The sequence below is a fragment of the Acetobacter lovaniensis genome, from assembly GCF_014207635.1.
Taxonomy (GTDB): domain Bacteria; phylum Pseudomonadota; class Alphaproteobacteria; order Acetobacterales; family Acetobacteraceae; genus Acetobacter; species Acetobacter lovaniensis.
Genome location: NZ_JACHIE010000010.1, coordinates 50,260 through 76,825 on the forward strand (window position 1 = coordinate 50,260; position 26,566 = coordinate 76,825).

The 26,566-nt window shown below is 57.2% G+C and carries 24 protein-coding genes and 1 riboswitch; of the genes, 10 read left to right on the forward strand and 14 right to left on the reverse strand.

The features are described 5' to 3' along the window. Positions 1 to 5: 5 nt before the first annotated feature. A complete protein-coding gene (gene betC, locus HNR55_RS11445; protein ID WP_166115540.1) occupies positions 6 to 1,544 on the reverse strand; it encodes a choline-sulfatase in 1,539 nt (512 codons plus the stop codon). A 119-nt stretch (positions 1,545 to 1,663) separates the two neighbouring features. Here betC and HNR55_RS11450 point away from each other — a divergent pair, with 119 nt between their 5' ends. Beyond that, a complete protein-coding gene (locus HNR55_RS11450; protein WP_166115538.1) occupies positions 1,664 to 2,593 on the forward strand; it encodes a LysR substrate-binding domain-containing protein in 930 nt (309 codons plus the stop codon). 51 nt (positions 2,594 to 2,644) lie between these two features. Here HNR55_RS11450 and HNR55_RS11455 read toward each other — a convergent pair whose 3' ends face one another. The 5 genes from HNR55_RS11455 to epsC all read right to left on the reverse strand — a co-directional run bounded on the left by HNR55_RS11455 (position 2,645) and on the right by epsC (position 7,550). Then, a complete protein-coding gene (locus HNR55_RS11455; protein ID WP_184382699.1) occupies positions 2,645 to 3,079 on the reverse strand; it encodes a YeeE/YedE family protein in 435 nt (144 codons plus the stop codon). Beyond that, complete coding sequence (locus HNR55_RS11460) at positions 3,076 to 3,492, reverse strand: YeeE/YedE family protein (RefSeq protein ID WP_166115536.1); 417 nt, start codon at positions 3,490 to 3,492, stop codon at positions 3,076 to 3,078. The genes HNR55_RS11455 and HNR55_RS11460 overlap by 4 nt, the downstream gene beginning before the upstream one ends. Then, complete coding sequence (locus HNR55_RS11465; protein ID WP_166115534.1) at positions 3,489 to 5,129, reverse strand: cysteine desulfurase; 1,641 nt, start codon at positions 5,127 to 5,129, stop codon at positions 3,489 to 3,491. Before HNR55_RS11465 ends, HNR55_RS11460 begins: the two co-directional genes overlap by 4 nt. Further along, a complete protein-coding gene (locus tag HNR55_RS11470; protein ID WP_166115532.1) occupies positions 5,116 to 6,489 on the reverse strand; it encodes a family 2B encapsulin nanocompartment shell protein in 1,374 nt (457 codons plus the stop codon). Before HNR55_RS11470 ends, HNR55_RS11465 begins: the two co-directional genes overlap by 14 nt. Positions 6,490 to 6,734: 245 nt before the next feature. Further along, a complete protein-coding gene (gene epsC / locus HNR55_RS11475; RefSeq protein ID WP_166115529.1) occupies positions 6,735 to 7,550 on the reverse strand; it encodes a serine O-acetyltransferase EpsC in 816 nt (271 codons plus the stop codon). A 429-nt stretch (positions 7,551 to 7,979) separates the two neighbouring features. Here epsC and HNR55_RS11480 point away from each other — a divergent pair, with 429 nt between their 5' ends. After that, positions 7,980 to 8,543 (forward strand): TetR/AcrR family transcriptional regulator, encoded by a 564-nt coding sequence (locus HNR55_RS11480; RefSeq protein ID WP_166115527.1) that lies wholly within the window; start codon positions 7,980 to 7,982, stop codon positions 8,541 to 8,543. 148 nt (positions 8,544 to 8,691) lie between these two features. Beyond that, entirely contained in the window at positions 8,692 to 10,695 is a 2,004-nt protein-coding gene (shc, locus tag HNR55_RS11485) for a squalene--hopene cyclase (RefSeq protein WP_198911921.1), read from the forward strand. A gap of 46 nt (positions 10,696 to 10,741) precedes the next feature. Here shc and HNR55_RS11490 read toward each other — a convergent pair whose 3' ends face one another. From HNR55_RS11490 to mgtA, 4 genes are read right to left on the reverse strand one after another with little or no spacing between them, the layout of a single operon-like run. Next, complete coding sequence (locus tag HNR55_RS11490) at positions 10,742 to 11,356, reverse strand: response regulator transcription factor (RefSeq protein WP_166115523.1); 615 nt, start codon at positions 11,354 to 11,356, stop codon at positions 10,742 to 10,744. Then, complete coding sequence (locus HNR55_RS11495; protein WP_166115521.1) at positions 11,353 to 12,405, reverse strand: sensor histidine kinase; 1,053 nt, start codon at positions 12,403 to 12,405, stop codon at positions 11,353 to 11,355. Before HNR55_RS11495 ends, HNR55_RS11490 begins: the two co-directional genes overlap by 4 nt. Positions 12,406 to 12,424: 19 nt before the next feature. After that, positions 12,425 to 13,156: an MgtC/SapB family protein gene (locus HNR55_RS11500; protein ID WP_166115519.1), complete on the reverse strand. Its 732-nt coding sequence runs from the start codon at positions 13,154 to 13,156 to the stop codon at positions 12,425 to 12,427. A gap of 42 nt (positions 13,157 to 13,198) precedes the next feature. After that, a complete protein-coding gene (mgtA, locus tag HNR55_RS11505; RefSeq protein ID WP_166115517.1) occupies positions 13,199 to 15,976 on the reverse strand; it encodes a magnesium-translocating P-type ATPase in 2,778 nt (925 codons plus the stop codon). 597 nt (positions 15,977 to 16,573) lie between these two features. Between mgtA and proP the strand changes: the two genes are divergently transcribed. The 3 genes from proP (at position 16,574) to HNR55_RS11525 (ending at position 20,271) form a co-directional block, all read left to right on the forward strand. After that, positions 16,574 to 18,043, forward strand: a complete 1,470-nt coding sequence (proP, locus tag HNR55_RS11510) for a glycine betaine/L-proline transporter ProP (protein WP_166115515.1) — start codon at positions 16,574 to 16,576, stop codon at positions 18,041 to 18,043. Between the two features lie 389 nt (positions 18,044 to 18,432). Further along, complete coding sequence (locus tag HNR55_RS11515; RefSeq protein ID WP_166115513.1) at positions 18,433 to 19,872, forward strand: methyl-accepting chemotaxis protein; 1,440 nt, start codon at positions 18,433 to 18,435, stop codon at positions 19,870 to 19,872. A 180-nt stretch (positions 19,873 to 20,052) separates the two neighbouring features. After that, a complete protein-coding gene (locus HNR55_RS11525; protein WP_166115509.1) occupies positions 20,053 to 20,271 on the forward strand; it encodes a helix-turn-helix domain-containing protein in 219 nt (72 codons plus the stop codon). 123 nt (positions 20,272 to 20,394) lie between these two features. On the opposite strand, the gene crcB is transcribed toward HNR55_RS11525, so the two are convergent. Both crcB and HNR55_RS11535 read right to left on the reverse strand, forming a co-directional pair. After that, positions 20,395 to 20,808, reverse strand: coding sequence for a fluoride efflux transporter CrcB (crcB, locus tag HNR55_RS11530; protein ID WP_166115507.1), 414 nt, complete (start codon positions 20,806 to 20,808; stop codon positions 20,395 to 20,397). Between the two features lie 31 nt (positions 20,809 to 20,839). Then, positions 20,840 to 21,658: a universal stress protein gene (locus HNR55_RS11535; RefSeq protein ID WP_166115492.1), complete on the reverse strand. Its 819-nt coding sequence runs from the start codon at positions 21,656 to 21,658 to the stop codon at positions 20,840 to 20,842. 105 nt (positions 21,659 to 21,763) lie between these two features. After that, positions 21,764 to 21,843: riboswitch (Fluoride riboswitch) on the reverse strand. A gap of 150 nt (positions 21,844 to 21,993) precedes the next feature. On the opposite strand from HNR55_RS11535, the gene HNR55_RS11540 reads away from it, so the two are divergent. The 3 genes from HNR55_RS11540 (at position 21,994) to HNR55_RS11550 (ending at position 23,896) form a co-directional block, all read left to right on the forward strand. After that, positions 21,994 to 22,590, forward strand: coding sequence for a PadR family transcriptional regulator (locus HNR55_RS11540; RefSeq protein WP_166115490.1), 597 nt, complete (start codon positions 21,994 to 21,996; stop codon positions 22,588 to 22,590). 46 nt (positions 22,591 to 22,636) lie between these two features. Further along, the gene (locus HNR55_RS11545; RefSeq protein WP_166115488.1) at positions 22,637 to 23,419 is read left to right on the forward strand and encodes a siderophore-interacting protein; all 783 of its coding nucleotides are present in this window, start codon (positions 22,637 to 22,639) and stop codon (positions 23,417 to 23,419) included. A gap of 156 nt (positions 23,420 to 23,575) precedes the next feature. Continuing rightward, entirely contained in the window at positions 23,576 to 23,896 is a 321-nt protein-coding gene (locus tag HNR55_RS11550; protein ID WP_166115616.1) for an antibiotic biosynthesis monooxygenase family protein, read from the forward strand. A gap of 31 nt (positions 23,897 to 23,927) precedes the next feature. On the opposite strand, the gene HNR55_RS11555 is transcribed toward HNR55_RS11550, so the two are convergent. After that, entirely contained in the window at positions 23,928 to 24,512 is a 585-nt protein-coding gene (locus HNR55_RS11555) for an HD-GYP domain-containing protein (protein WP_166115486.1), read from the reverse strand. Positions 24,513 to 24,570: 58 nt separating this feature from the next. Here HNR55_RS11555 and HNR55_RS11560 point away from each other — a divergent pair, with 58 nt between their 5' ends. Continuing rightward, positions 24,571 to 24,912, forward strand: a complete 342-nt coding sequence (locus tag HNR55_RS11560; RefSeq protein WP_166115484.1) for a hypothetical protein — start codon at positions 24,571 to 24,573, stop codon at positions 24,910 to 24,912. Here HNR55_RS11560 and HNR55_RS11565 read toward each other — a convergent pair whose 3' ends face one another. Further along, the gene (locus tag HNR55_RS11565; RefSeq protein WP_166115482.1) at positions 24,913 to 26,289 is read right to left on the reverse strand and encodes a GGDEF domain-containing protein; all 1,377 of its coding nucleotides are present in this window, start codon (positions 26,287 to 26,289) and stop codon (positions 24,913 to 24,915) included. Positions 26,290 to 26,566: the final 277 nt, after the last annotated feature.

The window sequence follows — 26,566 nt, forward strand, 5'->3', positions numbered from 1 at the left end:
CTGTTTTATCCGTTCCTCTGGTAAGGCAGCCGTGATTCGGCTTCGAGCTGTTCCAGAGGTTTGTGATTTCTGATGTATTGGCGGTGTGCGTTTGCGGGGGGCTGATAGTCCCATGGCGTACAGTGCCCCGTGGCCAGTGCCTGCTTGATCAGGGCGCGCCGTTGCTGGCTGGCCAGCACGTTGCGGTACAGGGCGGCAAAGTCCCAGCGTTGGTAGACTTCGTGCAAAAATGCGGCGGCGGTCTGGGCGTGCTCGGGGTGGGCGGCCAGATTACGGGTTTCGTCCGCATCATGGTGGATGTTGTACAACTGGTCCGGGTCTTCGGGGGTGTGGACAAACTTCCACGGGCCACGGCGGATCATGACTGTTGGCGCGAAGGTGCCTTCGCCCAGATATTCCCCAAAAATCTCGTCTTTTTCCAGAGGTTTGCCTTCAAGGCAGGGGCTCAGGTCGCGACCATGCGTGGAGGGGGCCGCTGGGGCATTGGCCAGTGCGCACAGGGTTTCCCCCACATCGGCCAGGCTGACAGCCTGCGTAATGCGGTGGGCCTGCGCCTGCTCTGGCAGGGTAATAATAAGCGGCACGCGGCCTGCCCCCTCGCGGAAGGACATTTTGTACCACTGGCCGTGTTCGCCCAGCATTTCACCATGATCGCTGGTGAAAATAATGGCGGTTGTCTTGTCCAGCCCGGTTTCGGCCAATGTGTCCAGCAGCTGTTTGAGCTGGTGATCTATGTAGGAAATCGCCCCAAAATATGCGCGGCGGGCGCGCAGGATGTCTGCCTCCGTTGGCGGGGCTGCGTTAATGCCGCAGGCTTCGCGGATGCGCAACTCGGCCGGGTGCGTAGGATCGGGCGCAGCCACACGTGGGAGGGGGATGGGGGTGTTCTCGTAAAGATCCCACCATCTGGGGGTAATGTTGAACGGGTCGTGCGGGTGGGTAAAGGAGGCCACAAGGCAAAAGGGGTGCTGCTGGTTTTTTGTGCGGGCCAGATCGTACAGTTTGCGCCGGGTGGCAAAGGCAACTTCTTCATCAAAATCGAGCTGGTTGCTGCGCAGGACAGGCCCGGCATTGAGCACGGAATCCATGGAGTGGTACCAGTCCGGGCGGCTATCGCGGTCGCTCCAGTCGGGCACCCATGTAAAGTCGGCGGGGTAAATGTCCGTTGTCAGGCGCTCTTCAAACCCGTGGAGCTGGTCCGCCCCGACAAAGTGCATCTTGCCTGCCAGAATGGTCTGGTAGCCGCCAAGGCGCAGGCGGTGGCCAAAGGTTGGAATGTCGGAATGCCATTCGCAGCCATTGTCATACACACCATTGGCGGAGGGCAGCAGCCCGGTCATGAATGCGCTGCGGGAAGGCCCGCACAGGGGGCTGGCCGTATAGGCATTGGCAAAAACCGTGCCGTTTTTTGCCAGCCTGCTGAGCGTGGGCACCTTAACAACGCTGGGGTCCTGCCCACCCAGCAGCGCAGGCAAAACGCGGGCCGTAAGCTGGTCGGCCACAACCACAAGAAAGTTCAGAGGTGCTGCGGACTGCTTGCTCATAACGTGAATTATCCCGAACCACAAAACAACACTATGATGATCGTTAGTTTTTATATAAGCACATGAAATATGTTATTTGTGATGTATGTTCATACTTATCCGTGATATAAGCTGGTGTTATGACCCCCAACCAGACCGAGTATCTGCTCCGCTCCCTGCGGATTCTGGAAACCATAGGCAGGCGCGGCAGCTTTAGTGCCGCGGCAACAGAGCTGGGCATGACCCAGCCCGCCATAAGCCAGCAGATTGCCCAATTGGAGGGGGTTCTGGGCCTGACCCTGTTCCGCCGGATTCATAGGGGGGTTACCCCCAGTGATGCGGGGCAGGTTCTGCACGCTGTGGCGGCAGATGTGCTCAGCCGACTACAGGCGGCCATGCAGACCATAGATGCCCACAACACGCCCAAAAGCCTGACCGTGCTGACCGATTACGGGTTTGCCGCCAACTGGCTGCTCCCCCGTCTGGCGGATTTTGAAAGCCGACACCCCGAACTGGACCTGTGCCTGCTAACCACACAGGCCCGCCAGATGGGGGGCGTGGCTGATCAGGCGGATATTTCCATCCTGTTTGGTAAAAAGCCCGAGGCCGCAGGGGGGGAGAGCCTCCGTTTGTTCGCCGAGGAAGCCTACCCCATATGCAGCCCCCGCTATCTGGCGCAAATGGGTGCGCTGTCCACCACCACCGATCTGGCGCGTGGCCGCCTGCTGGACCTGGATAGCCCGGCCCAGCACTGGTTTACGTGGGAGGACTGGTTCAGGCTTGTGGGGCAGTCTGCCCGGCCTGCGGCCCGCACCAAAAATTCCATGCTGTTTGGAAATTACCCCCTGCTGTTACAGGCTATTTTGCAAGGGCAGGGTATTGGTCTTGGCTGGCGGCCGTTAATAGATGACTATCTGCAAAGCGGGCAGATTGTGCTGGCATGGCCTGTGCCGATCTGTAGCGAGAGAGGGTATTTTTTAACTATCAACCCCGATAAGCAGAATCGTGCCGCCGCCTTTAAGCACTGGTTGCTGGAGCAGGCGCAAACCAGCCCGTTTGCCCCCGCATAAGTGCAGCCCCAATGGGCCGAGGGGCTAAGGGGGTGTGCCTTGCCCGTGTGTCTACCGGTGCTGCTGGGCGGTAAAGGTCTCCCACCCCAGCTTTCCCACCAGCCAGCCGAGTGCAATGCAGGTGATCAGGAGCACGGCCTTTGCGCCGTCCAGCCCGAGCAGGACCAGAGCCGGGCCGGGGCAGACCCCGCTCAGCCCCCAGCCTACACCAAACAGTGCAGAACCTATGACCAGCCCTTTATCGGGAGGCCAGCGCGATGGCCAGTGGAGTGCCTGCCCACTGGCATCCCGCCCTTTGCGGCGCAACAGCCAGAAGCCGGGCAGGGTTACGCCAACCGCACCCCCCAGAACACCTGCCAGAATGGGGTTCCAATGCCCCGTCACATCCAGAAAACCCAGAACATTGGCCGGGTTGGCCATGCCGGAAATCCACAGGCCACAGCCAAACATCAGGCCGCAGAACAGTGCGATAGCCATGTGCATCATGCCCACCCTTCCAACCGGGATATAAAGACCGTGATGATGGCAACCCCCATAAAAATGGTGACTGCCACAAGGGATCGGCCAGACCTGTTTCCCAGCCCGCAAACACCGTGCCCGCTGGTGCAGCCATTGGCCAGTGCGGTGCCCAGACCAATCAGCAGGCCCGAAACAGCAAGGCGTAACCAGCCAGTCTGGGCGAACTGTTCAGGTACGGCTGCTCCTGCCATGCGGGCCAGCACGCCGGTTGCGACCACCCCGGCCAGCACGGCCCAGCGCCAGTTGCGGGTGGGGTGGCGCAAGGCATTGCCCAGTATGCCACTCACCCCCAGAATGTGGCCCTCGAAGGCCATAAGCAATACGGCGGCTGTGCCAATAAGCACGCCGCCACCCAGCGCTGCCAGCCACGCTGCGCTCATGCCGATCGCACCAGTTGTCTAAGGGATGTTATCAAGGTGTCCACATCTTCAAAGCTGTTATACAGGCCAAAGGAAGCCCGCACTGTGGCCTCTATACCAAACCTGCGCAAGGCTGGTTGCGCGCAATGATGGCCTGAGCGCGCGGCAATACCGTGCCGGTCAAGATGTTTGGCAACATCTCCCACGCTGTGCCCATCCACAATAAAGGAAAGCACGCTGGCCTTGGCCTGCGCTGTTCCAATAATATGCACACCCGGCAGGTGCTCAAACTGCTGCGTGGCGTATTCGAGCAGAGCGTGCTCGTGCGCGGCAATGGCGGGCAGACCAATGCCCTGCAGGTAGTCCACCGCAGCCCCAAGCCCGACCGCACCGGCTATATCGGGGGTTCCGGCCTCAAACTTTTCTGGTAGCCCCTGGAACTCGGTATGGGCAAAGGTTACATCGCGGATCATATGCCCACCTCCCTGCCAGGGGGGCATGGCTTCCAGCAGGTGGCGTTTGCCATATAGAATGCCAATGCCTGTTGGCCCGTATATTTTATGGCCCGAAAGAACCAGAAAATCCGCATCCAGTGCCGCCACATTGAGCGGCAGATGCGGGGAGGACTGCGCCGCATCAACCAGCACAGGCACTCCGGCCGCGTGCGAAAGGGCTATGATCTGCTCAACCGGGTTAATGGTGCCCAGCGCATTGGCAACATGCGTGACCGAAACCAGCTTTGTGCGGCCAGAAAGAAGCGCTGCAAAATGTTCCAGCAGCAGTTCCCCCCGGTCATTGACCGGAGCAACCTTGAGCACGGCCCCCGTCTGGCGGGCAAGGAGCTGCCAGGGCACAATATTGGCATGGTGCTCTATGGTGGTGATCAGTATTTCATCACCCGGGCCAATGTTGGCCCGGCCATAGCTCTGGGCCACAAGATTTATGGCTTCGGTTGTGCCGCGCACAAATACAATTTCCGCTGCCTCACGCGCGCCAATAAAGTGCTGGAGCTTTGTGCGCGCCCCTTCAAACGCATCGGTTGCACGCGCGGCCAGCGTATGGGCCGCGCGGTGGATGTTGGAGTTATCCTGCTCATAGAATGCGGAGGTGGCGTCAATGACCGCGCGGGGTTTCTGGGTTGTGGCGGCGTTGTCCAGCCAGATCAGCTTATGGCCATTAACCTTTTGGTGCAGGATGGGAAAATCCGCCTGAATACGCGCCACATCGTACCCGCCCAGTGCGGGGTGGGGTGCATGCTGGGGGGCGGCGTTGGCGGCACTTTTTGCGTGGCGTAAAAAATACGGCACGGAATGGTGTGGTGCCTCCGCTATGGCAGGAGCGGGGGCTGGAGGTGTTGTGGTGCGTGGGAGCGCGAATGTGCCGCTAAAAAAGGGCGATGTTGCAGGTTCCTCCCACAAAGGGGGGCGCTCTTCCACCTTGTTTTGTGAAACCGGGTGCCTGGACCAGACAGGTTCGTAAATGGAGGCATCCGCCCCCGAGGCAAACGGGTGGGGGGTGTTGCCCCCCTGTGTGGGGGGCAGGGGCGTGCGTGGAGCGGCAGGTGCCGCCCCATGCCCCAGCACATCACGGAATGCCTGCTCCACCGCATGCTGCTGTGCCAGCGCCTGCGGGTCTGCAAATGTGTCAGGTGTAGTCATAATAGCTCCCGATCTGCACGTTATCGAGCCGTGCAATGGCGTCTTCCACCAGAACAGCGGCGGAGAAGTAGCGTGTGATCAGGTGCGATGCCACGGAATGCTGGTCCGTGCCGCTATACCGCACGGAAAGGCCGGGCTCCACTTCCCCCGTAATGCCTGTATTGTGCAGGCCCACAACGCCCTGTTCCTCCTCACCCACGCGCAGGAGCAGGATGCTGGTCCGGCCATCGGGCGTGACGGGAATTTTGTCCGAGGGTACAAGGGGAATGCCGCGCCAGGTAATAAAAGGCGAACCAAACAGGTTAATGGTCGGTGGTGGCACGCCACGGCGCGTGGCCTCGCGCCCAAAGGCCGCTATGGCTTTGGGGTGGGCAAGGAAAAAGCCCGGTTTTTTCCAGACCTTTGTCAGCAGTTCATCCAGATCATCCGGCGTGGGGGGGCCGCCGCGTGTGGGCACGCGCTGGGCAATGGCTGTTTCGTTCAGCAGCCCGAATTCGGGGTTGTTGAGCAGCTCCCATTCCTCGCGCTCGCGGATAACGTCAATCACCACACGCACCTGTTCACGCAACTGGTCAAATTCGTTGCTGTACAGGTCGGTAATACGGGTATGCGTGCGCAGAACGGTTTGAATGGAATGGATATAGTATTCGCGCGGGTGGTCCTGATAATCGACAAAAGTGGTGGGGAGTTTTGGCTCTCCGTCCACACTGGAAAGAACCTGAATGGCGGCCTCACCATACTGGTTTACGTCGGAGCGGCTGGCCCCGTCCTGCGGGGTCAGGGCGGTTTTCAGCCACGGAGTGCTGGCGATCTGCTCGGGGGGGAGGGTGAGCAGGGTTGTTTTGCCAACGGCGCGCAGGTCTTTGCCGCTCAGGCCGGAGGGCGCAACAAAATGCTGCCCCGGTGCCGCAAACAGGTGCCGTACGGCGCGTGCTGCTCCGTTGTTGGTATGGTGCTGCACGGCACCGCTGGCAACAAGGGCCAGAGTGCCTTCGGGCAAGGTAAAGTCAGCCCCATCGGGGTGGGTGTGGTGCTGGAACTTGCTTACAAGTTCATGGATCTGGGCATCCGTTGCCTGCGAAAATTCGGGAAGTGCCCGCAGGCTTTCAGGTACGGGGCGTGCAGCGGCCCCTTCACCCGTAAAGAGCACACCCCCAAAACGGGAGGAAACAAGACGCCGGCGGTTAACGCGGAATACGCCCCCACCAACATTAACCCAGGGGAGCAGAAGGTGCAGCCAGCGCGGGCTGCGCTCCAGATTTTGCACACGGGTTACATGGGCGGTGGAAAGCTGGCGGGCAGACAGGTTGCGGTCCAGTGCAGAGGCACTGACGGCACGGGTGGACTGTGCTTCAGTCACGGCAAATAGTCTTTCATAAAGAGGTATTATTTAAAGATGTGCTGTGCTGGAAATAGGTTTCCGAGCGTTATGGACCGGTCAACATCGATTGATGAAAAGTAAAGTAGGATACATGGTCATGCTCCTTTTTTATAACCGATCAGATGGCCTGATTCGGTTTGTCTGTTCAGCCTAGCACCCACAAAAAGAAGGTCAACATTAAACGGAAGAAAAATGTTAATTATTCTTATTCACTAAAATATGGGTTATAATAGATAGTCAATGGCCGGGAAGGATAGGTCCATTGTCAAAACAGGCCAATGGGTATGGCTGTTTACATACCGTGCCGGGTTGCCTGCGACAGCGGTAAACGGGCTGACCGGTTTGACAACAACAGCCCCCGCTCCAATTTTTGCCCCTTCACCAATTTCTATTGCCCCCAGAATTTGCGTGCCCGGCCCAACCAGCACGCCACGGCGGAGCGTAGGGTGCCGCCTGCCAGCCTGTTTGCCCGTCCCACCCAGTGTTATGTCCGACATAAGAACAACATCGTTTTCCACCAATGCGGTTTCACCAATCACAAGGCCGTATCCGGGGGCCAGTACAACCCGGTGCCCCAGAACAGCGGCCGGGTGAATATCTATGCCCATGACTTCAGAAACGCGGCTTTGCAGGTGTAACGCGGAAAGGCGTTGCCCGTTCCGCCACAACACATGCGCTATCCGGTAAGCCTGCACGGCCTGAAAACCCTTGAGGTGCAGAAACGGCGCAACATATCCCTCACGCGCTGGGTCCATGGTGGCGTAGGCGTGCAGGTCCTGTGCTGCGGCTGTCATAATGGTGGGGGATTGCTGCAAAATCTGGAAGAACAGGGGGTTCAGGCTTGCAAAAGGTATAATGGGTTCAGCAAGTTTTTCGGCCAAAAGCCGCGCCAGAAGGGACTGGGGCGTACTGTGTTCCGCCCATAAAGGAGCCGGAGCTGCTTGCAGTTCATGGCACAGTTTGCGCCATACCGTGTGGGCAAACGTGTCGGTTTGTCCGTCGGTTCTGGCGGGCTGTGCAAAGAGCATCGTATCAACCATGATGCCTGCCTTTTTCCGAAAACAGGGTCGGAAACTGTATTGGGCCAGACATCCCGGTTCCTACGTATCCGTGGCGGGAGCCAGCCTGGGCATGGGGCGGGGCAAGCCCCTGTTAGTCAGGGCTGCGTTGGGTGGCCCGACATCGGGCGGTCAGGGGAATGTGCTGATGAACAAGCATGAAAAAACCCGCTTACGCCTTGCCTGTGGTTGTTGTGCTCCAAAACTGTATAGGCAATTTAGCGCCATGGAATGGGGAGTCAATATAAATACGCAAACGTGTGAGTTATTTTGAAGGCAGTAATGTACGCAATAAAATAGTTTATTTAGCAGGGTGTGCATAGGCCATGTGTGGCGGGGGGTTGAAAGCGCTTGCGCTCTGGTTTAATTCCATCTGGACGGAATTAAACCAGCTAAGGGTATTGCAAAGGTATGGCCCGCCCCAGAACCATAGACCGCGAAAAAGTGCTGGCCTGTGCCGAGCATCTTGTGCAGCGCAATGGTGCAACCGCCCTTACGCTGGATGCCGTGGCGCGTGAGGCGGGGATTACCAAAGGCGGTCTGCAATACTGCTTCGGCAGCAAGGATGATCTGATTGCCGCCCTGATCGAACGCTGGATTCTGGTGTTTGATACCCACGTGGCGCGTTGCCGCAGTGCGGCCGCAGGTCCGGCCAGCCTTGCCCGCGCCTATGTGCAGGCCTGCGCCCGTATAGATGATGCCGCCCGGGCACGTATGGTGGGTATGTTGGTGACGTTACTCCAGTCCCCCCGGCATCTGGCCCCGATCAGGGCGTGGTATGCGCGCTGGCTGGGTCTGGGGCAGGGGGAAGGCCATACCGTGGAAGCACGGCAGATACGCACAATGATTTTTGCCGCCGAGGGGGCTTTTTTTCTAAGAAGTCTCGGTTTTGTCGATATGCAGGATGCAGAATGGACCAGCGTTTTTGCGGATATTCAAAAACTGGCTTTACCCATGGAAGCCAGTCTCGCATAAGCGCAGGGCCTTGCATGACTGAACTTTGTATAGTGTGTTCGGGTCACCACCAATGAATACGATTTCTCACCCCTCGAAAGTGAAGGCGGCCGTGTCTGCTCCAGTTTCTTCCACTCCTTCCTGTGTAACTCCCACACCGTTCACGGGCATGGGCAACAGTCTGGCCCACACCGTGGCCGCCGCCTGCGACTGGCTGATGGGGGAGCAGAAAGCCGATGGGCACTGGGTAGGGCCTGTGGCGTCCAATGCCTCCATGGAGGCGGAATGGTGTCTGGCCCTGTGGTACCTCGGGCTGGAGGACCACCCCCTGCGCCCCCGCCTTGGCAAAGCCCTGCTGCACATGCAGCGCGAGGATGGGTCATGGGGCACATACTGGGGTGCGGGTAATGGCGACATCAACGCAACGGTGGAAGCCTACGCCGCCCTGCGCTCGCTCGGTTACGCAGCCGATACACCAGAGCTGAGCAAGGCATGTGCGTGGATCATGCGCATGGGGGGCTTGCGCAACGTGCGTGTGTTTACCCGCTACTGGCTGGCGCTGATTGGTGAATGGCCGTGGGAGCAGACCCCCAACCTCCCGCCCGAGGTCATCTGGTTCCCGAACAAATTTGTTTTTTCCATCTATAATTTTGCGCAATGGGCGCGGGCAACGTTGGTGCCGCTGGCCATTCTTTCCGCCCGCAGGCCAAGCCGCCCCCTGCGCCCGCAGGACCGGCTGGATGCGCTCTTCCCCCAGGGGCGTGAGAGCTTTGATTACGTCCTGCCCAAAAAGGAAGGGGTGGATCTGTGGTCAAGCTTTTTCCGCACCACAGACAGGGGGCTGCACTGGCTTCAGAGCAGGTTCCTTAAACGGAATACGGTGCGTGAGGCGGCTATCCGCCATATGCTGGAATGGATTATCCGCCATCAGGATGCCGATGGCGGGTGGGGTGGGATTCAACCCCCGTGGGTCTATGGCCTGATGGCGCTGCATGGGGAGGACTACCAGCTTCACCACCCCGTCATGGCCAAGGCTCTGGCCGCACTGGATGATCCGGGCTGGCGGCGTGATCAGGGCGATGCCTCATGGGTGCAGGCCACCAACAGCCCGGTATGGGACACAATGCTGGCCCTTATGGCCCTGCATGACGCCAATGCCGAGGAACGCTACACCCCGCAGATGGACAAAGCGCTGGACTGGCTGCTTGCGCGGCAGGTGCGTGTCAAGGGGGACTGGTCGATCAAGCTGCCGGATGTGGAACCGGGCGGCTGGGCGTTTGAATACGCCAACGACCGCTACCCCGATACGGACGATACCGCCGTGGCCCTGATTGCCCTTTCCGCCTGCCGTAACCGGGAGGAATGGAAGAAAAAGGGTGTGGAGGACGCCATAACCCGTGGTGTGAACTGGCTGATCGCCATGCAGAGCAGTTGCGGCGGCTGGGGTGCGTTTGACAAGGACAATAACCGCAGCCTGCTTTCCAAAATTCCGTTCTGTGACTTTGGTGAAGCCCTCGATCCGCCTTCGGTCGATGTGACTGCCCATGTGCTGGAAGCCTTTGGCCTGCTGGGTGTGCCCCGCCAGACCCCCGCCCTCCAGCGCGGGCTTGCGTATATCCGTGCCGAGCAGGAAGCATCGGGCGCATGGTTCGGGCGCTGGGGTGTGAACTACCTGTACGGCACCGGCGCTGTACTGCCCGCCCTTGCCGCCATTGGCGAGGACATGACCCAGCCCTACATAACCCGTGCGTGTGACTGGCTGATTGCTCACCAGCAGGAAGATGGCGGCTGGGGCGAAAGTTGTGCATCCTATATGGATATTTCCTCCATCGGGTGGGGCACAACCACACCGTCGCAAACCGCATGGGCGCTCATGGGGCTGATTGCTGCCAACCGTGAGCAGGACCACCCTGCCATTGCACGGGGCTGCCGCTACCTGATCGACCGGCAGGAAGCCGATGGAAGCTGGACGGAAGAAGAGTATACCGGCACTGGCTTCCCCGGTTACGGGGTGGGGCAGACCATCAGGCTTGATGATCCGGCTGTGGCCAAACGCCTGCAACAGGGGGCTGAACTCTCCCGCGCGTTCATGCTGCGGTATGACCTGTATCGTCAGTTCTTCCCGCTTATGGCGCTTGGCCGTGCGGCACGGATTATGCCCGTGGGCCAGTAATGGCGGTTCTGGCCTGCCCTGTTCGTCTGGAGCGGGCAGGCCAGAATTAGCTGCTGAGTGCGAGTTTTTCCGTCAGCCTGACAAGGTCAGGCAGGGTCTGCGCATCCATCTTGCGCATGACCTGAGCGCGGCGGATCTTGACGGTGATTTCACTGACATTCAGTTCAGCGGCGATCTGCTTGTTCAACAACCCGCGCACGACCAGACGCGCTACGTCCTGCTCTCCTGCCGAGAGTGAGGACCAGAGAGTGTGCAGCGCCAGGCCCTCGGCCTTGGTGCGGCGGCGCTCCTGATCCATGCTGATTCCATTCTGGATCGCATCCAGCAAGGTCTGGTCATTGAACGGCTTTGTCAGGAACTCAATGGCCCCGTGCTTGATCGCGTCCACGCCCATTGGAATATCACCATGACCGGTGATGAAGATGACCGGCAGGTTGATCCCGAGCCCCGCCATACTCCGGTGGAAGTCAATACCACTCTGACCCGGCATACGCACGTCCAGCACAAGACAGCCGGGCACGTCCTCCATTCCATGCGTGAGGAACGCGGTAGTAGTATCAAAAGCCAGAACCCTTATCCCGACTGATGCAAGCAGGTCTTCCAGTGCTGCACGGACGGAACTGTCATCATCAATCACGTACACCACACAGTCGTCGGTCATTGATGTTGATCCTGCTGTGCCACGGGGACAGTAAAACAGAAGAGCGCTCCCCACGGTTCCACCGGCTCTGCCGAAATCTGCCCCCCATTGGCCTCAACAAGCGTACGGCTGATGCTTAGCCCGATTCCCATGCCATCCTCCTTGGTAGTCCAGAATGTTTCAAAAAGATGGTTACGGATCCCCGCGGGAATGCCAACACCGGAATCGCGGATGGAAAGCCTGAGCACGTTGCCTCTCACATCCGATGCCATATGGATCGTGCGCACAGGGTTTGTGCTGGAGATAATGGCTTCAATGGCGTTGAGAAGAAGATTGCCGATCACCTGCTGTATCTGCACCCGGTCGGCGTGGACCGGAGGCTGGTCGGGTGGGAGTTCCAGTTCCAGTGTAATTCCGTGTCGTTCCATTTCCCCACGTGAGACACCAATGATCTCCTGAACCGCGTCATTGAAGGTAAAAACGGTTTTGTGGGGTGCTTCGCCTCTGCTCAGGCTGCGGATGCGGGCCACAATGGTGCTGGCCCGGCCTGCGTCGTGGACGATCCGTTCAAGGGCCTGTCTGGCCCGGTCAAGATTGGGTGGGTCATGTGCCAGCCAATGGCTGCATGCATTGCCACTTGTCACGATTGCGGCCAGCGGTTGGTTGATTTCGTGCGCAATGGACGTGGTCAGTCCTTCAAGGCCTTTGATCCGAGCCACCCGCATCAGCTTGGCCTGCGCGTCCTGTGCGTCCTGGCGGGCCGCATCCATTTTGAGAATCAGCCAGGTTGTCATGACAATGGCTATGATGCTGACGCTCATATTGGCCAGACCGGTGGGAAGATTGCCTTTGTGTGTCAGCACAAAGCTCAGGGCGGTCAAGGCCATGCAGAGCGTGGCCAGCAGGATGAGTGTCCGGCGTGTCAGGAGGGGGGCCGCAGTCAGGATGATGATTGTATAGAAAACCGCGGCGGCGACTTCGTAATTCGTGACTGTGTCCACAATGAACAGCGTGGCCATGACACCCGCCAGAAGAACCAGCCTGAGCCGGTTACGAAGCTGCATCGCCATGCGTTCCCTCCCTTTTGCGTCATGTCTCGTCGCGGGCATTCCAAAAAGCCTGCCGGACACCAGACAGTTTTTCCACCTTCTCAACCGCGGCATCGAGTTCTTCGACGTTGACCGAGGTGGGGAAGAGCGTCAATTCAATCTCCATTTCGTCCGAACCCAGAAGGTGCGTGTCCATCTGGCGGACAGGAAAGCCGGTATCGTCAAGGATTTCGAGAATATTTTCCCGTATGTCCACATTCAGATTGCGCGCACAGATTATATAAACCACATACAGGGCCTCACTGCTTTCCTCGCTGAACGGACGCCTGTTGATCCGGTTCACCAGCGGACGCAGCAGCGTATTGCTGGCAAGGACGAAAAGCGTGGCCAGTGATGCTTCGCCCAGAAAGCCCGCACCGGCGCAGGCTCCGACCGCGCCCGACCCCCAGAGTGTGGCGGCGGTGTTCAGGCCGGAAACGCTGGCTCCTTCTTTCATGATCGCGCCAGCCCCCAGAAAACCGATCCCCGAGACGACATAGGCAACGATTGTGATGGGTGTTTGCGATCCGTGGTCGATTTCAAAAAGACGCGCGCCCAATATGACAAAGATGGCCGCACCCACAGAAACCAGCGTATTGGTCCGCAACCCGGCAGTACGCTGGCGAAACTGACGCTCGACGCCGATCAGGGCGCCGAGCGCAAAGGCTGCCAAAAGCTCGACGAGTGTGGTCGCAAGCGATGGCGGGCTGCTGAAATGAAGAGCAAGGGTCACATCATGACTCCTGATGAAGGCAGGGTTCGTCCATATGGCCACTTACCAGCCGAATTGGCGGATATAGATTTTTTTCATCAGCGACGTCAGGAAAGCATATCCCAGAATCATACCGGCCAGCCAAGGGTAATAGCTGAGTGGCAGCGGTTGGAACCCGAAGTATCCGCCCAGGGGGCTGTTCGGCAGAGCGATGCCAATGACGGCGATGATTACGGTCATGAGCATCAGGGGCCATGCCGCACGGCTGTCGATGAAGGGGCGCTGTGGCGTGCGGATCATGTGGACGATCAGTGTCTGTGTCAGCAATCCTTCCACAAACCAGCCGGACTGGAACAGGGACTGGTGTGCCTCGCTATTCGCACCAAAGACATGCCACATGATGATAAATGTCGCGATGTCAAAAACCGAACTGGCAGGGCCGAAAAAAATCATGAACCGGCCAATATCCCTTGGGTTCCATTTCAGTGGCTGCGCGATCAGGGCACGGTCCACGCTATCGAACGGAATGGCGGTCTGCGAGAGATCATAAAGCAGGTTCTGTACCAGTAACTGCAACGGCAGCATCGGCAGGAAAGGCAGAAAGGCGCTTCCAACCAGAACCGAGAACACGTTGCCGAAGTTCGAGCTTGCCGTCATGCGGATATATTTGAGCATGTTGCAGAAGGTCCTGCGTCCTTCGAGCACACCTTCCTCCAGCACCATCAGGCTTTTTTCCAGCAGGATAATGTCAGCCGCTTCCTTTGCAATATCCACACCCGTATCTACCGAGATGCCAATATCCGCCGCGCGCAGGGCCGCCGCATCGTTGATGCCATCCCCCATGAAGCCCACAACGTGGCCGCCATTGCGCAGTGCATGAACGATCCGCTCCTTGTGCTGAGGGGTCAGGCGGGCAAAAATCTGATGTTTGCTGGCTGCATCCGCCAGTTCGGTTTCGCTCATGCTGTCGATCTGCGGGCCGGTCAGGACATGGGCATGCCCGAACCCGACCTGCGCGCAGACCTGTGCTGTCACAAGTTCGCTGTCGCCTGTCAGAACCTTGACTTCCACCCCGTGCTCCGCCAGCGCCCGCAGGGCTGGTGCCGTTGTTTCCTTCGGTGGGTCGAGAAAAGCGATATAGCCCACGAGTGTAAGGTCCGCCTCATCCTTTACCGAATAGACAGACTGTGCAGCAGGCATTTCACGCGTTGCAACGGCGACCACGCGCAGTCCCTGCCGGTTCAGGTCCTGCGTTACGGTGCGCAGTCTTTCCAGTGTCCTGTCATCAAGGGGCCGCACATCCGCACTTTCATTGTCCGCAATCCATGTGCAGGCTGCCAGTATTTCCTCAACCGCTCCCTTGCAGATCAGCAAAGGAGGATTATCCCCTTCGGACACGATGACCGACATGCGCCGCCGTTCGAAATCAAACGGAATTTCATCAACCTTGTGCCATGTCTGTGCTTCAGGCGCTTCGTGGCCCAGTGCGACATGTTCCAGTACCGCACGGTCCAGCAGGTTCTTGAGTCCGGTCTGGTAAAAGCTGTTGAGCCATGCGTAACGCAATACGGCGTCAGATGGCGTGCCAAACGCATCGGTGTGCCGGGCCAGTGCAATCCTGTCCTGTGTGATTGTGCCGGTTTTGTCGGTGCAGAGAATGTTCATCGCACCAAAATTCTGTATTGCGTCCAGACGTTTGACGATGACTTTCCTGCGCGAGAGCGTGACCGCGCCCCGGGCCAGGGTCGAGGTGACAATCATCGGCAGCATTTCCGGCGTCAGCCCGACCGCGACCGAGAGCGCGAACAGGGATGCGTCGAGCCAGTCCCCCTTGGTCAATCCGTTAAGGAACAGGACCACCGGAGCCATGACAAGGGCGAAGCGGATCAGCAGCCAGCTAACACTGTTTACGCCTGCCTCGAACGCCGTAGGGGTACGGTCTGTTTCCGAAACACGTGCAGACAGCGCACCAAAGCAGGTGTTCTGGCCGGTTGCGACGACCAGCGCGGTCGCGGAGCCGGAAATGACGTTGGTGCCCATGAAGACGAGGTTGGGCGTTTCGAAAATGGATGTGAAAGGCTTGTCAATTTCAGCAAATTTTTCCACCGGCAGCGCTTCGCCGGTCATGGCGCTCTGGGAGACAAACAGATCCTTGGCTGTCAGCACCCTGCAATCGGCGGGGATCATGTCGCCTGCGGACAGAACAACGTGGTCGCCCGGCACAAGGTCACGGATCGGCAGTTCAACCGGCACAGCCGAGCGCCCCACGTGCAGATGCTCGCCAGCATAGCGCGCGTTGAGGGCTTCTGTATCAAGCGCCTGACGCCGGATTACGGTCGCTGTGTTGCTGACCATGGATTTCAGCCGTTCGGCCGCCCGGTTGGAACGCCCTTCCTGAACAAAACGCAGCAGGGTGCTCAGCACCACCATCGTGCCGATGACCGTGGCGGCCGTGAGGTCCTGCGTCAGGGCGGAGATCAAAGCGAGCGTTGTCAGCAGCAGATTGAACGGATTGCTGTAGCAGTGCCACAGGTGCCGCCAGGCTGGCAGTGGTTTTTCGTGTTCTACTTCGTTGGGGCCAAAGCGTTCCCGGCGGCTTGCCGCCTCGGCGTTGGTCAGCCCGTCTTCACACGAATGCAGGCGCGTGATCGCGGCCGGAACATCGTCGGTTGCGATCTGGCTCATCTTTCTGGAATCGTACTGCAACGATGTCAGCCTGTTGCCGGTTCCCAGCCTGTTCAGGCTTTCGAGTATTTTCTGGCGTCGAAAATAGCGCTCTGTATGGCGCTGTTTAAGAAACAGGCTGAAGAAAAACTGAAGGAAATTCTTGAAACCGTTCATGATGAACACTCCCCCTGGCAAGTGTCGGGGCGCCGTGCGAGACAAGAAAAACGCGGTAAGCAGGGGGGCGGTGTTGGCCACCACCATGCTTGCCGTGCGCAATCGCCGGGCTGGGCACAGAAGATATGAAAAAAGTTTCCAGAATGGGATCATCCGGAAGCAGGTGTTATTTTCCTGATAAATGACAATATCGCAAGGTATTATTATCCCGTTTGGGGAGGGAATGAGTATATCAAAAATATACGAAAGTATAATTGCCGTCCCGGCATTGCGGCATTCCCGTGCCGGGCCGCAAGGGTGCGGCACGTCCTGCGGTGTGCCCGGCGGTTCTATCGCTCCTGTGTTTTGTCCATGCCGCTCCCTTTTCATCTTTACGGAATAGAAAGAATTTTACGTGTGTATAAAGTATGAAAACGGATGTGGAAAATGAACTGTTAAGTATTAACTATATAGATTTATAGAAAAAAATATAATGAATGTTAATAAAATATGTAATCCCATATTGCGTTGATATTTTCTTATTTTTTGTCATAAAATCGTTGAACTATACTAATTTGTCGATAAATGATATTGTTCCTGAGAAGGGATAATAGTCTTATGTTGGATTCTGATTCGAAACATGCTCACTTTGGCTGGTTCAAGCGGCGCAAACATATCAACGCGGAAGAGATCACGATTGTCGATGGTGATATGCTCAGACGCGCTGTTGGAGCGGCCGCACTCGGCAATGCGATGGAATGGTTCGACTTTGGTGTTTACGGTTATATTGCTGTTGTACTTGGTCAGGTATTTTTTCCATCAGCCGATGCCGCGGTGCAACTGATTGCCACCTTCGCGGCCTTTACCGTGGCTTTTCTGGTGCGCCCCTTAGGGGGTATGATTTTTGGCCCACTGGGTGATCAATACGGACGTCAGAAAATTCTGGCCATTACCATGGTTATGATGGCGTCCAGCACGTTCTGTATCGGGCTTATTCCATCCTATGGCAGCATTGGCATCTGGGCGCCTGTGCTCCTGTTGCTTGCGCGTATGATTCAGGGTTTTTCAACAGGTGGAGAATATGGTGGAGCCGCCACCTTCATTGCCGAGTATTCCACCGATAAGAAGCGTGGCTTTATGGGAAGCTGGATGGAGTTCGGAACGCTGGGCGGCTATGTCGCCGGTGCGGGTGCCGTGACCGTTCTGCAATTAACACTGACCGATAGTCAGATGATCGTTTGGGGGTGGCGCATTCCCTTTATGATCGCTGGTCCGTTAGGGCTTCTGGGGCTTTATATGCGCAACAGGCTGGAAGAAACGCCAGCATTCCAGAGTTACTCGCAGGAAGCCGAGAAGCGGGAAAATGACAAGCCCGGCTGGCGCGATCTGTTTATCGTCCATTGGAGGCAGCTTGCCAAATGCATGGGGCTGGTTCTGGTTTTTAATGTCACGTACTACATGGTTCTGACATATATGCCGAGCTACCTGAGCGTGACGCTCGGCTACCCGGAAACGAAGGGCCTGCTGCTCATTATCCTCGTGATGCTGGTCATGATGCCTCTGAACGTCGTGGGCGGCCTGTTCAGCGACCGGCTGGGGCGACGGCCCATGATTATTGGGGCCTGTCTTGCTCTCCTGTTTCTGGCAATACCCAGCCTGTGGTTAATACAGAGCAATAATGACTGGCTGATTTTTCTGGGTCTCATGCTTCTGGGCATATCTCTGGTATGTTTTACCAGTTCTATGCCTGCCACATTACCTGCCCTGTTCTATACACCTGTAAGATACACGGCATTGTCTTTGGCATTTAATCTGTCAGTTTCAATTTTTGGCGGGACGACACCTTTAATAACAGCATGGCTGATACGGCGAACCGACAATTTGATGATTCCGGCCTACTACCTGATGGGTGCGGCGGTCGTAGGGATTCTGACCATGCTGAGTGTAAAGGAAACAGCACGTTTACCTCTGCGCGGGTCCCCGCCTGCCGTTGGAACCGAAGATGAACTTGAAGCCCTCATGAAAGGGAACAGGCCTTTGACGGTAGATCCAAAATTGCCGCCGCTGTCTCAGACGGAGGATTCGTAGCGGGTAGATAAGGGGTGCCGCAGGTCTCAAAAGACGAGTCCGGTTTCCGACAACATGAAAATGATGTGAGGCGGCAGATTATCCCGGTCGAACTGGCGGCATGATGGTTGGCGGGAGTCCGGAACAAGGGGCTCCCGCACAAGCGTGGCCTTTGTGAGGCCGCCAGACTGCTTTTGCAGTGGTTATGGCAAGAAAGTCTGCACAACCGCCTATAATTCGTGTTATAGTACACTGTTCTGAAATCTGGATGGTTTGATTTTGGTTCTGCTGATACAGCGTGGCGAATATAAGAATAAAAATCATTTGCATCATTCGCCTTGCTTGCAAATTTTTCCACTTCCAGTAGAATGTTAGATTGTTACTTAATTTATTTACGTATGGTAATAACAATGTTACAGTATCTATATAAGGATGCGCCTGTTCGCAACAAAATCCATGTGATCATGCTGTTTCAGGAAGCCTATCCGGTTCTCCAGATCGCATTGATGGTGCTTGCATATTTCATGCAGGCTACCCCTGTGCATATGCTGTATATTACGGTGGCATTGTTCCTGTTCAGCCAGCTGGAAGCCCTGACTGTCTGGCATATTCTTGAGCGTTCAGTCATCCTGCCGACAGAACAGCTGGTAAATGTCGGTGAGGAACTGGGTAAGGGTATTATATCCAGCTCTATTCCGTATTACGATAACAAGGACTGTACCGGCAGACTTGCGCGCATCATGGTGTCCTTTGCCAGCAACGTCAAGGAGCAGAAGGCCGCGCGCGAAAAGCAGGAAAAAATGTCTGACGAGATCAGAGATTCTTTCGAACGCAGCCAGAAGCGTGACCAGCAGACCAGAGAAGTCATTTCAATGCTGGAAGTCGCCCTGAACGACATGGCTCAGGGGGATCTCAGCCAGCAGATTTCCGGCAATGCGTTTGACGGAGAATTCGCGCCTTTGCGTGAGGCATTCAACCAGTCGATACAGGGCCTGAATGAGGCGCTTAAAACCGTGGCCAACAGCTCGGACCTCATCGGCAGCAGCGCGAGTGAGATTTCCACCGCTTCTGACGATCTTGCCAAGCGCACTGAAAAGCAGGCCGCCAATCTGGCTCAGGCCGCAATAGCGGTCAGGACCATTACTGACGGGGTGCAAACGACCGCGCATGCCTGCAAGGACACAACGGAAGAAACCCGCCAGACGCTGGAAAAGGTCAACCTCGCAACCACGGCGATGGTAGAAACGACAAAATCCATGGACGGTATCAAGGCATCGTCCGATGCGATTGGTGAAATTATCTCGGTGATGGATAATATCGCGTTCCAGACGAATGTGCTGGCGCTCAATGCCGGGGTCGAAGCGGCCAGAGCAGGCAATGCAGGACGCGGTTTTGCCGTTGTTGCGCAGGAAGTCCGCTCTCTGTCCGAACAGGCTGCCACATCGGCCAATGAGATCAAGAAACTGGTTTCCGTCGCGTCTGATCAGGTTTCCAAAGGGGTGACGCTTGTGCAGACGACGAGTTCGTATCTGAGCGAATTTGCCCGCAGCACGCAGGGCATTGCCGAAAGAATCGAGAAAATCTCCATTGCGACCCAGCATCAGGCGCGCAGCCTCTCGGAAATTACAGCGTCGATTGGGGATATGGATCGCGTAACCCAGCAGAACGCGGCCATGGTGGAGGAAACGACGGCGGCCAGCCATAATCTGACCGGGGAGACGAAAACCCTGTCTCAGACGCTCCAGCGTTTCGTCATTTCCAATGCGTCTCCACGCCGGTCACCCCAGCTTACATGGAATGAAACGGCTCCGTCTCATTCAAAGCGCATGCTCGAAAAACTCAGCGCGTAGCCTCCGCTCCGCGCACAACATCACGATATAAAACACTCAGGATTCTGTCCGGGTTGAGCCAGTCTATGGCGACAATACGGACGGATGTTTTTACCGTTTCAGGTTCTCTCCACCGGCTAGGAGTATAGCCGGTGGGAAGGTCTGGGGTGGGAACATCCGGCATGTGGCTGCCGGGTTTTGATGTTCGGGTATTTTTGCAAAGTGGTGGAGTCTGGCTCCTTCGTGCGTGTCGCGGAGGATGTGCAACTTTCCAAACCTACGGTTTCCACGGCTGTCCGCAGGCTTGAGCATTTTTCGTGGCGTTGCGCCACAGGAACTCCCGCCACTCTCCCAGACACAAACAGCAGGCCTTGCATGGCCAAGCCACCCGCATGGGGTGGGAAGCCAGAGGGCCAGTGAGAAGCCCATAGTGGCGGGCCGCGTCCATCGGGGCCACTGCGTATGGCTGCCCCATGACCCTTGGCATCCGCCATCCTGCTCCGGTAATGCCCGCTTTTATGCCGCCAGATACTGATCTGCCGGTCAGTGTTCGTTCCCACCCGTGGCGTTCAGGGTTTGTGCCACGACGTAGCCCGCGCTCACGCCAAGCATACATAACCCCACAGATAGACCAATATTGAGAAGTGCCCGTCCGGGTGCCCCGTTTTTAAGCAGGTCAAGTGTTTGCAGGCTGAAGGAGGAAAACGTGGTGTACCCCCCGCATAGCCCGACCATAAACACCAGCCTTCCGGTTTCGGACACGGGCAGGCGGCCGCCTGCTGCGGTTAAGGTGCCAAAAAAGGCAATGGCAAACGAACCGGATACATTAATGGCAATGGTTCCCCATGGCAGAACCTGGCTCCAGCGCAGGGTTGCCAGCCCCACCCAGTAACGCAGCAATGTGCCAGCAGCCCCGGCCAGACCGATAAGGAGAGAGGGTAAAAAGTTGGTCAACATGGAAAACTCTGTGCCTGTGGTTCTGTGTTTATCAATGGTGGGTCAGTATTGGCCATGTGGCATGGGCAAGCAGGTCCACGGTGGGGCCACCAAATAGCCATTCAATAAAATGCGGTCGGCCGTATGCCCCCATAACCAGCAGGTCTGCCCCCGCCTGCGTGGCGCGTGCGCGGATCTGCTCGCCCACGCCTTGTTCTGTCAGAACAAACCGCTCCAGCGAGACCGCCACGCCAAGCGTGCGTAGTGTGGCCAGTAATGTGGGGTCTGCAACTGCGTTGGGGTGGTGTTCCCCTAACAGAATGCTCACGTGCTTAGCCGTGCGGAGCAGGGGCATGGCGGCGGCGGTGGCGCGGTGCAGGTTGGGGGTGTCCTGCCAGGCTATAACCGGGTGTTGGCCAAAATCCGGCTGTGGTGTGGGTGGGGCAATAAGCACCGTTGCCTGTGCATCGTACAGGGTAGCGGCAAAGCTCTGCCGGGTTAGCGGTGTGGTGGCCGCGCTGGCCGGGCCGAGAACAACAAAGTCGGCTTTGCTGGCGGCAAGGCTCAGGGTTGTGCGCGGCGGGCCTGCCTGTTCCACCCATTGGGCATGGGGGCTGCCCTGCGCTGTGCTGCGCCAGTGTTCAAAAATCTGGCGGATGGCGTGGGCACGGGTGGCAACCGTTTGCGCAAAGCGGGCCTGCTGTGCGGGGTCTGGCAGCCCTTCATCCGGGCTTTGAAAATCAGGGTCCGTGGCAGGCATGGGGTGGAAGGCGCAAATATCCGCCCCTCCCAGCCGGGCAGCCAGTTGGCCTGCGGTGTGCAGGGTCAAGGCTGCGGTCTGGGCATCGTCCAGAACAGCGATCAGGCGCATTGCAAGGGGTTCCTGCCTGTGCGGTTGGTGGGGGTGGGGCAAAGCCCGGTCTGTTTGTGTATGCGGGGCATGGTTTTGGACGCACTCCTCCCTCACGCATGGTTTTGCGGGGTAGGAATCATCAGCCAGTACGGCGGTTCGATTTTGGGGGCCAAAATCCGGCAGAGTCCATTGCCGTGCCGGAGTATGAATAAAACACGTCCTTCAAGTCAATCCCGCCTGCTGGCGTGGGGGCAGTGGGGCGTCTCTGGCGGATTTGCGTGGGCTGGTGGGTGTTTTAAAAATACATCCCGATATATCTTTACTTACGATATATCGGGATGTATATCGGAGTCATGAAACACAAAAACAGACACGCAGGCGGTCGCCACCGCCACCAGTTTTTTGCCCCCGAAGGTCGGTCTGATCTGGCAGGGCATGGCCGCCACCACCATGGGCGGGGCGGCGGCGGACGGCGGGGTGGCCGCCACAGGCTGTTCGATTACGGGGAGATGCGTCTGCTCGTACTGAGCCTGATCGGGCAAAATCCGACTTACGGGTACGAGCTTATCAAAACCATAGAGGACAAGTTCGCAGGCAGTTATACGCCCAGCCCCGGCGTGATTTATCCTACACTCACATGGCTGGAGGAGGCAGGTCATATCCATCCCGCAGAGCAGGGCGGGCGCAAGACGTACCATATCACGCCCGAAGGGGCGGCGTATCTAACGGCCAACAGCGCTGACCTGCAGGCAATTCTTGCCCGCGCCGCCAGTGCCGATACGCCAGAACAGGGCGGGCGCTGTTCTACGCCAGTACCCGTGGTGCGCGCGATGGAAAACCTGAAAACCGCTCTGCGCCTGAAGCTGCGCAATGGTGGCCTCACCCCGCAGGAAGCGGAACAGATAGCTGCCCTGCTGGACGGGGCTGCTCGCACCATTGACCAGACATAAGCTCCTCTGGAGCCTCACCCATATCCAACCCAGAGATCAGACCGATATGCAAAACCCGCTAAAGGAGCAGGTCTGGCCGCCTGCTCCGGTCAATGAGATCGTACGTCATTCCATGCGCAGGCGTAGCCTGAGTGTGGCGGCTGTGGAGCACCTGACCCCCCATACGCTCCGCATAACCCTGACCGGCCCGGATCTGGCTGATTTTACCAGCGCGTCCCCCGATGACCATATTAAAATCTTTCTGCCCGGAGCCGATGGGGTGGAGGTGCGCAGGGACTACACGCCACGCCGCTACAGCCGGGAGGCGACAACGCTGGTGCTGGATTTTGTGACCCACCAGACAGGTCCTGCCATAACGTGGGCGCGTGCGGCCCGTGTGGGTACGCGACTGGATATTGGTGGACCAAAAGGTTCGCGCGTTATTGCAGGCACTGTGGCGCAGTGGCTCCTTGTGGGGGATGAGACGGCTTTGCCCGCCATTGCCCGCAGGGTGGAGGAACTGCCAGCCCATGCAACAGTAACAACCATTGTGGCTGTGTCTGGGCTGGAAGATGAGCAGAGCATGACAACGGCTGCCAGACATGATGCGCACTGGGTACACCGGCCCATGGCGCAGGCGGATCAGGCGCAGGCTCTTGTGGCCGCACTGGGTGAGGTCAGCATTCCGCCGGGCACTTTTGTCTGGGTTGGGGCGGAGGCGCATGTAGCCCGCACCGTGCGGCAGTACCTGTTGCAAGAACGCTGTGTGCCAGTCCAGTGGATGAAGGTCGCGGGGTACTGGATTATGGGGCAGGAGAATGCCTCGGTGCGGGATATGGCGGATTTTTAAGGCTGGAGCCGTTTTTTACAGGCCAGATTTGTATTGCTGGTGGGCAGGTTTGGGCGCAGGGTCAGGTGGTGTGGCAAGGGGGCTGGCTCCTGCATGCGCCAGCCCTGTGTACAGGCAGGCCGCTTCGCCACGGGTATGCAAGGGAACAGACAGACCATGCCTCACTATATTGCCATGAACCGTTTTCTGGTCACGCCTGAGAACGAGGAAGCCTTTTGCCAGCGCTGGCTGGAGCGCGAGGTGCTGTTGCAGAGCGTTCCCGGTTTTATCAGCTTCCAGTTTCTACAAGGACCGGAAAAGGAGGGCGGCAGGCTTTATGCGTCCCATACCGTATGGGCGTCATACGATGCATTTGTGGGCTGGACCCAGTCCGAGCAGTTTCGGCAGGCGCATGCCGGAGCGGGGCAGGGGCGTGCCCTGACCGCGGGCCCCCCGGTCTTTGAAGGTTTTACGGTGCTACAGAACGTAACGGCCTGAGCAGGGGCCAGCCCCTGCCTGGTGGTGGGGGTTAGTTCGAATGCTGGCCGTCCGGGAGTTTGTCCCCCAGTTTTTCCCATGCATAGTCAGCGTTCCAGACTTCCAGCAGGTCATCCAGATGTGTGGCGCATAAAAGGGCGAGCTTGGGTTCAAATGCGCGTCCGGCTTCCTGTTGCAGAATTTTTCTGACCGCTTCGGGTGTCCATGAGTGCTTGTAGTTGCGCTTGGACAGGCAGGCATCAATAGTGTCCGCCACGGATATGACCTGCACCCATAGCGGAATATGCCGACCTTTAAGCCCGAGCGGGTAGCCTGTGCCATCCCACCGTTCGTGGTGGAGCAGGGTCGCATCCATGACTTCGCGCGGGAAGTCATGCCCGTACCATTGCAGTACGCCAAGTCCCAGCAGCGGATGTTTGCGAATGACGCCTTTTTCTTCCGGTGTCAGCGGGCGGGGTGCGTGCAGGATGTCTTGCCCTGTCAGCACCTTGCCGGTATCGTGCAGTTCTCCGGCCAACTGGATCGTCTTCTGTTCCAGCCCCAGTCCTGCCAGTTCGTTGATCCGTGCAGCCAGTAACCCAACGCGACGACCATGCCCGTCCTGGATATTGCTCACACCCTGAATAAAGTCTTTATGGGGGAGTGAGGGAGGGGGAAGCGTTTCAGCATCCCATATGGAGACGGTGGTACAGTCAGGCATACATACTTTACTCGTAGATATTAAGTGTAATTTATTCGATTTTCGTTTAGGGATTTTAGAATCAATAAAATACGCAGTAAACTCAGAAAAAAAATTATTACCAAGAAAACATGGAACTTCTGCACTGCAACTGCTGCAATGCCTTTTTGGCATTGCAGCCCAGCGTACCGGAAAAGAGTGGGAGAGAATTTATAAAATCGTTTCCATTCAATGTGTTGAACGAAATCCCCTCATGGTGGGATGCAGCTACCCGCTCCTGTTTCCTGTGTTGGTTAAAAGAAATACGCGCGGCAATGCTGATATATTCGTAATATAATCAGACTTTTTCAGGGGTGTGGTGGGTGGCTACAATGCAGTTGCGGCCGTTGCTTTTGGCTTTGTAGAGGGCCTCATCCGCCTGATGGATCAGCAGGCGTGCGTTGGTTTCGCCCGCAAACGTGGTGATCCCGCCCGAAAGGGTGACCTGAACCTGATCGCTGGAAGAGAGCGTAAGAGGATGCTCGGCCAGCGCGGTCCGAATACGCTCCGCACAGATCAGCCCGTCCTCCAGTGGGATTTCGGTCAGGACAATCAGAAATTCTTCGCCACCGTAGCGGAAGATAAAGTCGTTGGCGCGTACGTTGGCGGCAATAATTTCGGCCACAAAGCACAGCACCTCATCACCCACCAGATGACCGAACTGGTCATTGATTTTTTTGAAATGATCAATGTCCAGAATAACCAGACTGAACGGTTTTTCATGCGTCAGGGCAAAGGTGATTTCGTTCTGGATAACCACATCCAGAAACCGGCGGTTGAACACCTTGGTCAGTGGGTCACGCCCGTTTTCCACTTCCTCCAGATGCCGGAATACGCGCCCGATCAAAAAAGTCAGGCTGGTAATGGCCTTGTGGAGTTCGGTGGGGAATTCGGGCGGAATAAGGCCGGTTTTGCGAATGGCCGCAATTTTGGTGTCTAACTCACGCACCTTGTTCTGGATTTGGTTGGCTTCATGCGTGCCTTTGAACAGGCTCATGCCCTTATGGGTCAGCCACAGGCCAAATTCGGATTCCGCAATGGTGGGCAGGTCTTCAGGGTGGTCCTTGCACAGGCAGTAGAAAGCCTGCGTGCTCCACCCTGAAAAGGTGCTGATCTGTGTTTCTTTTTCGTAGGAAATATTATGCCCCAGAGAGACAAGGCGAAAGGCCTCGTCACTTTCCACTTTTTTGCGGAAGTTGATGTCATAAGCCTTGATCATGAACTTGAAGGCAAAATCCATCATGGTGCTCAGGTAGATAATGGCGGCAATAGTGTCGTCCTTATCTGGTGTGGAAGCCTTTATGCCGTCGATAAGTGCCTGTTTGATAATGTAAAGTCCGTACACCACAATATCGGTGGGAATTTCAAGCTGGGCATGGATCGTACCAATACGGCACTGGAGTTCGCTCAGTTCCTCAACGTGGTCGGCATCGGTAAAAAACAGGCTCTGGATCCAGGCAAGTAACTGGGGTCGCATTTTGACCTCGACAGTTTCCTTTTCCAAAAAAATGGCCGCCCGCTCGTGCTGGAAAAGTGCGGAGTAAAACAGGCTGACGCAGGTCTGCCCGGAAGTCGTGACAACGTTGCGCAAAATTTCGCGGATATGGATCGGGGTCTCGTTTATTGTCTCCTTCATTTGATCGAGGGGGGACAAGGTCATGAACGCGGGAGACATATGTTAACGGAACCCTTTGATAGTACTTTATAAAATACGATTCGGTGCGGAGTATTCATACCGCAGCAGGACAATCATATCAGATTGGGAACGACACCGCATAATAAGAAGCGCCTGTATAAGACCAGACACAGTCTGCGGTATTGGTGCAGATTACAACCCACCCGCCTGTGTGGCTGTTGTGCTGTGACCTCTATAACATAGTTTTATGCTTTTGGGGCTGCGGGGTCTGGGGCACGCGGCATGGCGTACATGCAAACACATGCTCCGCTCCTGT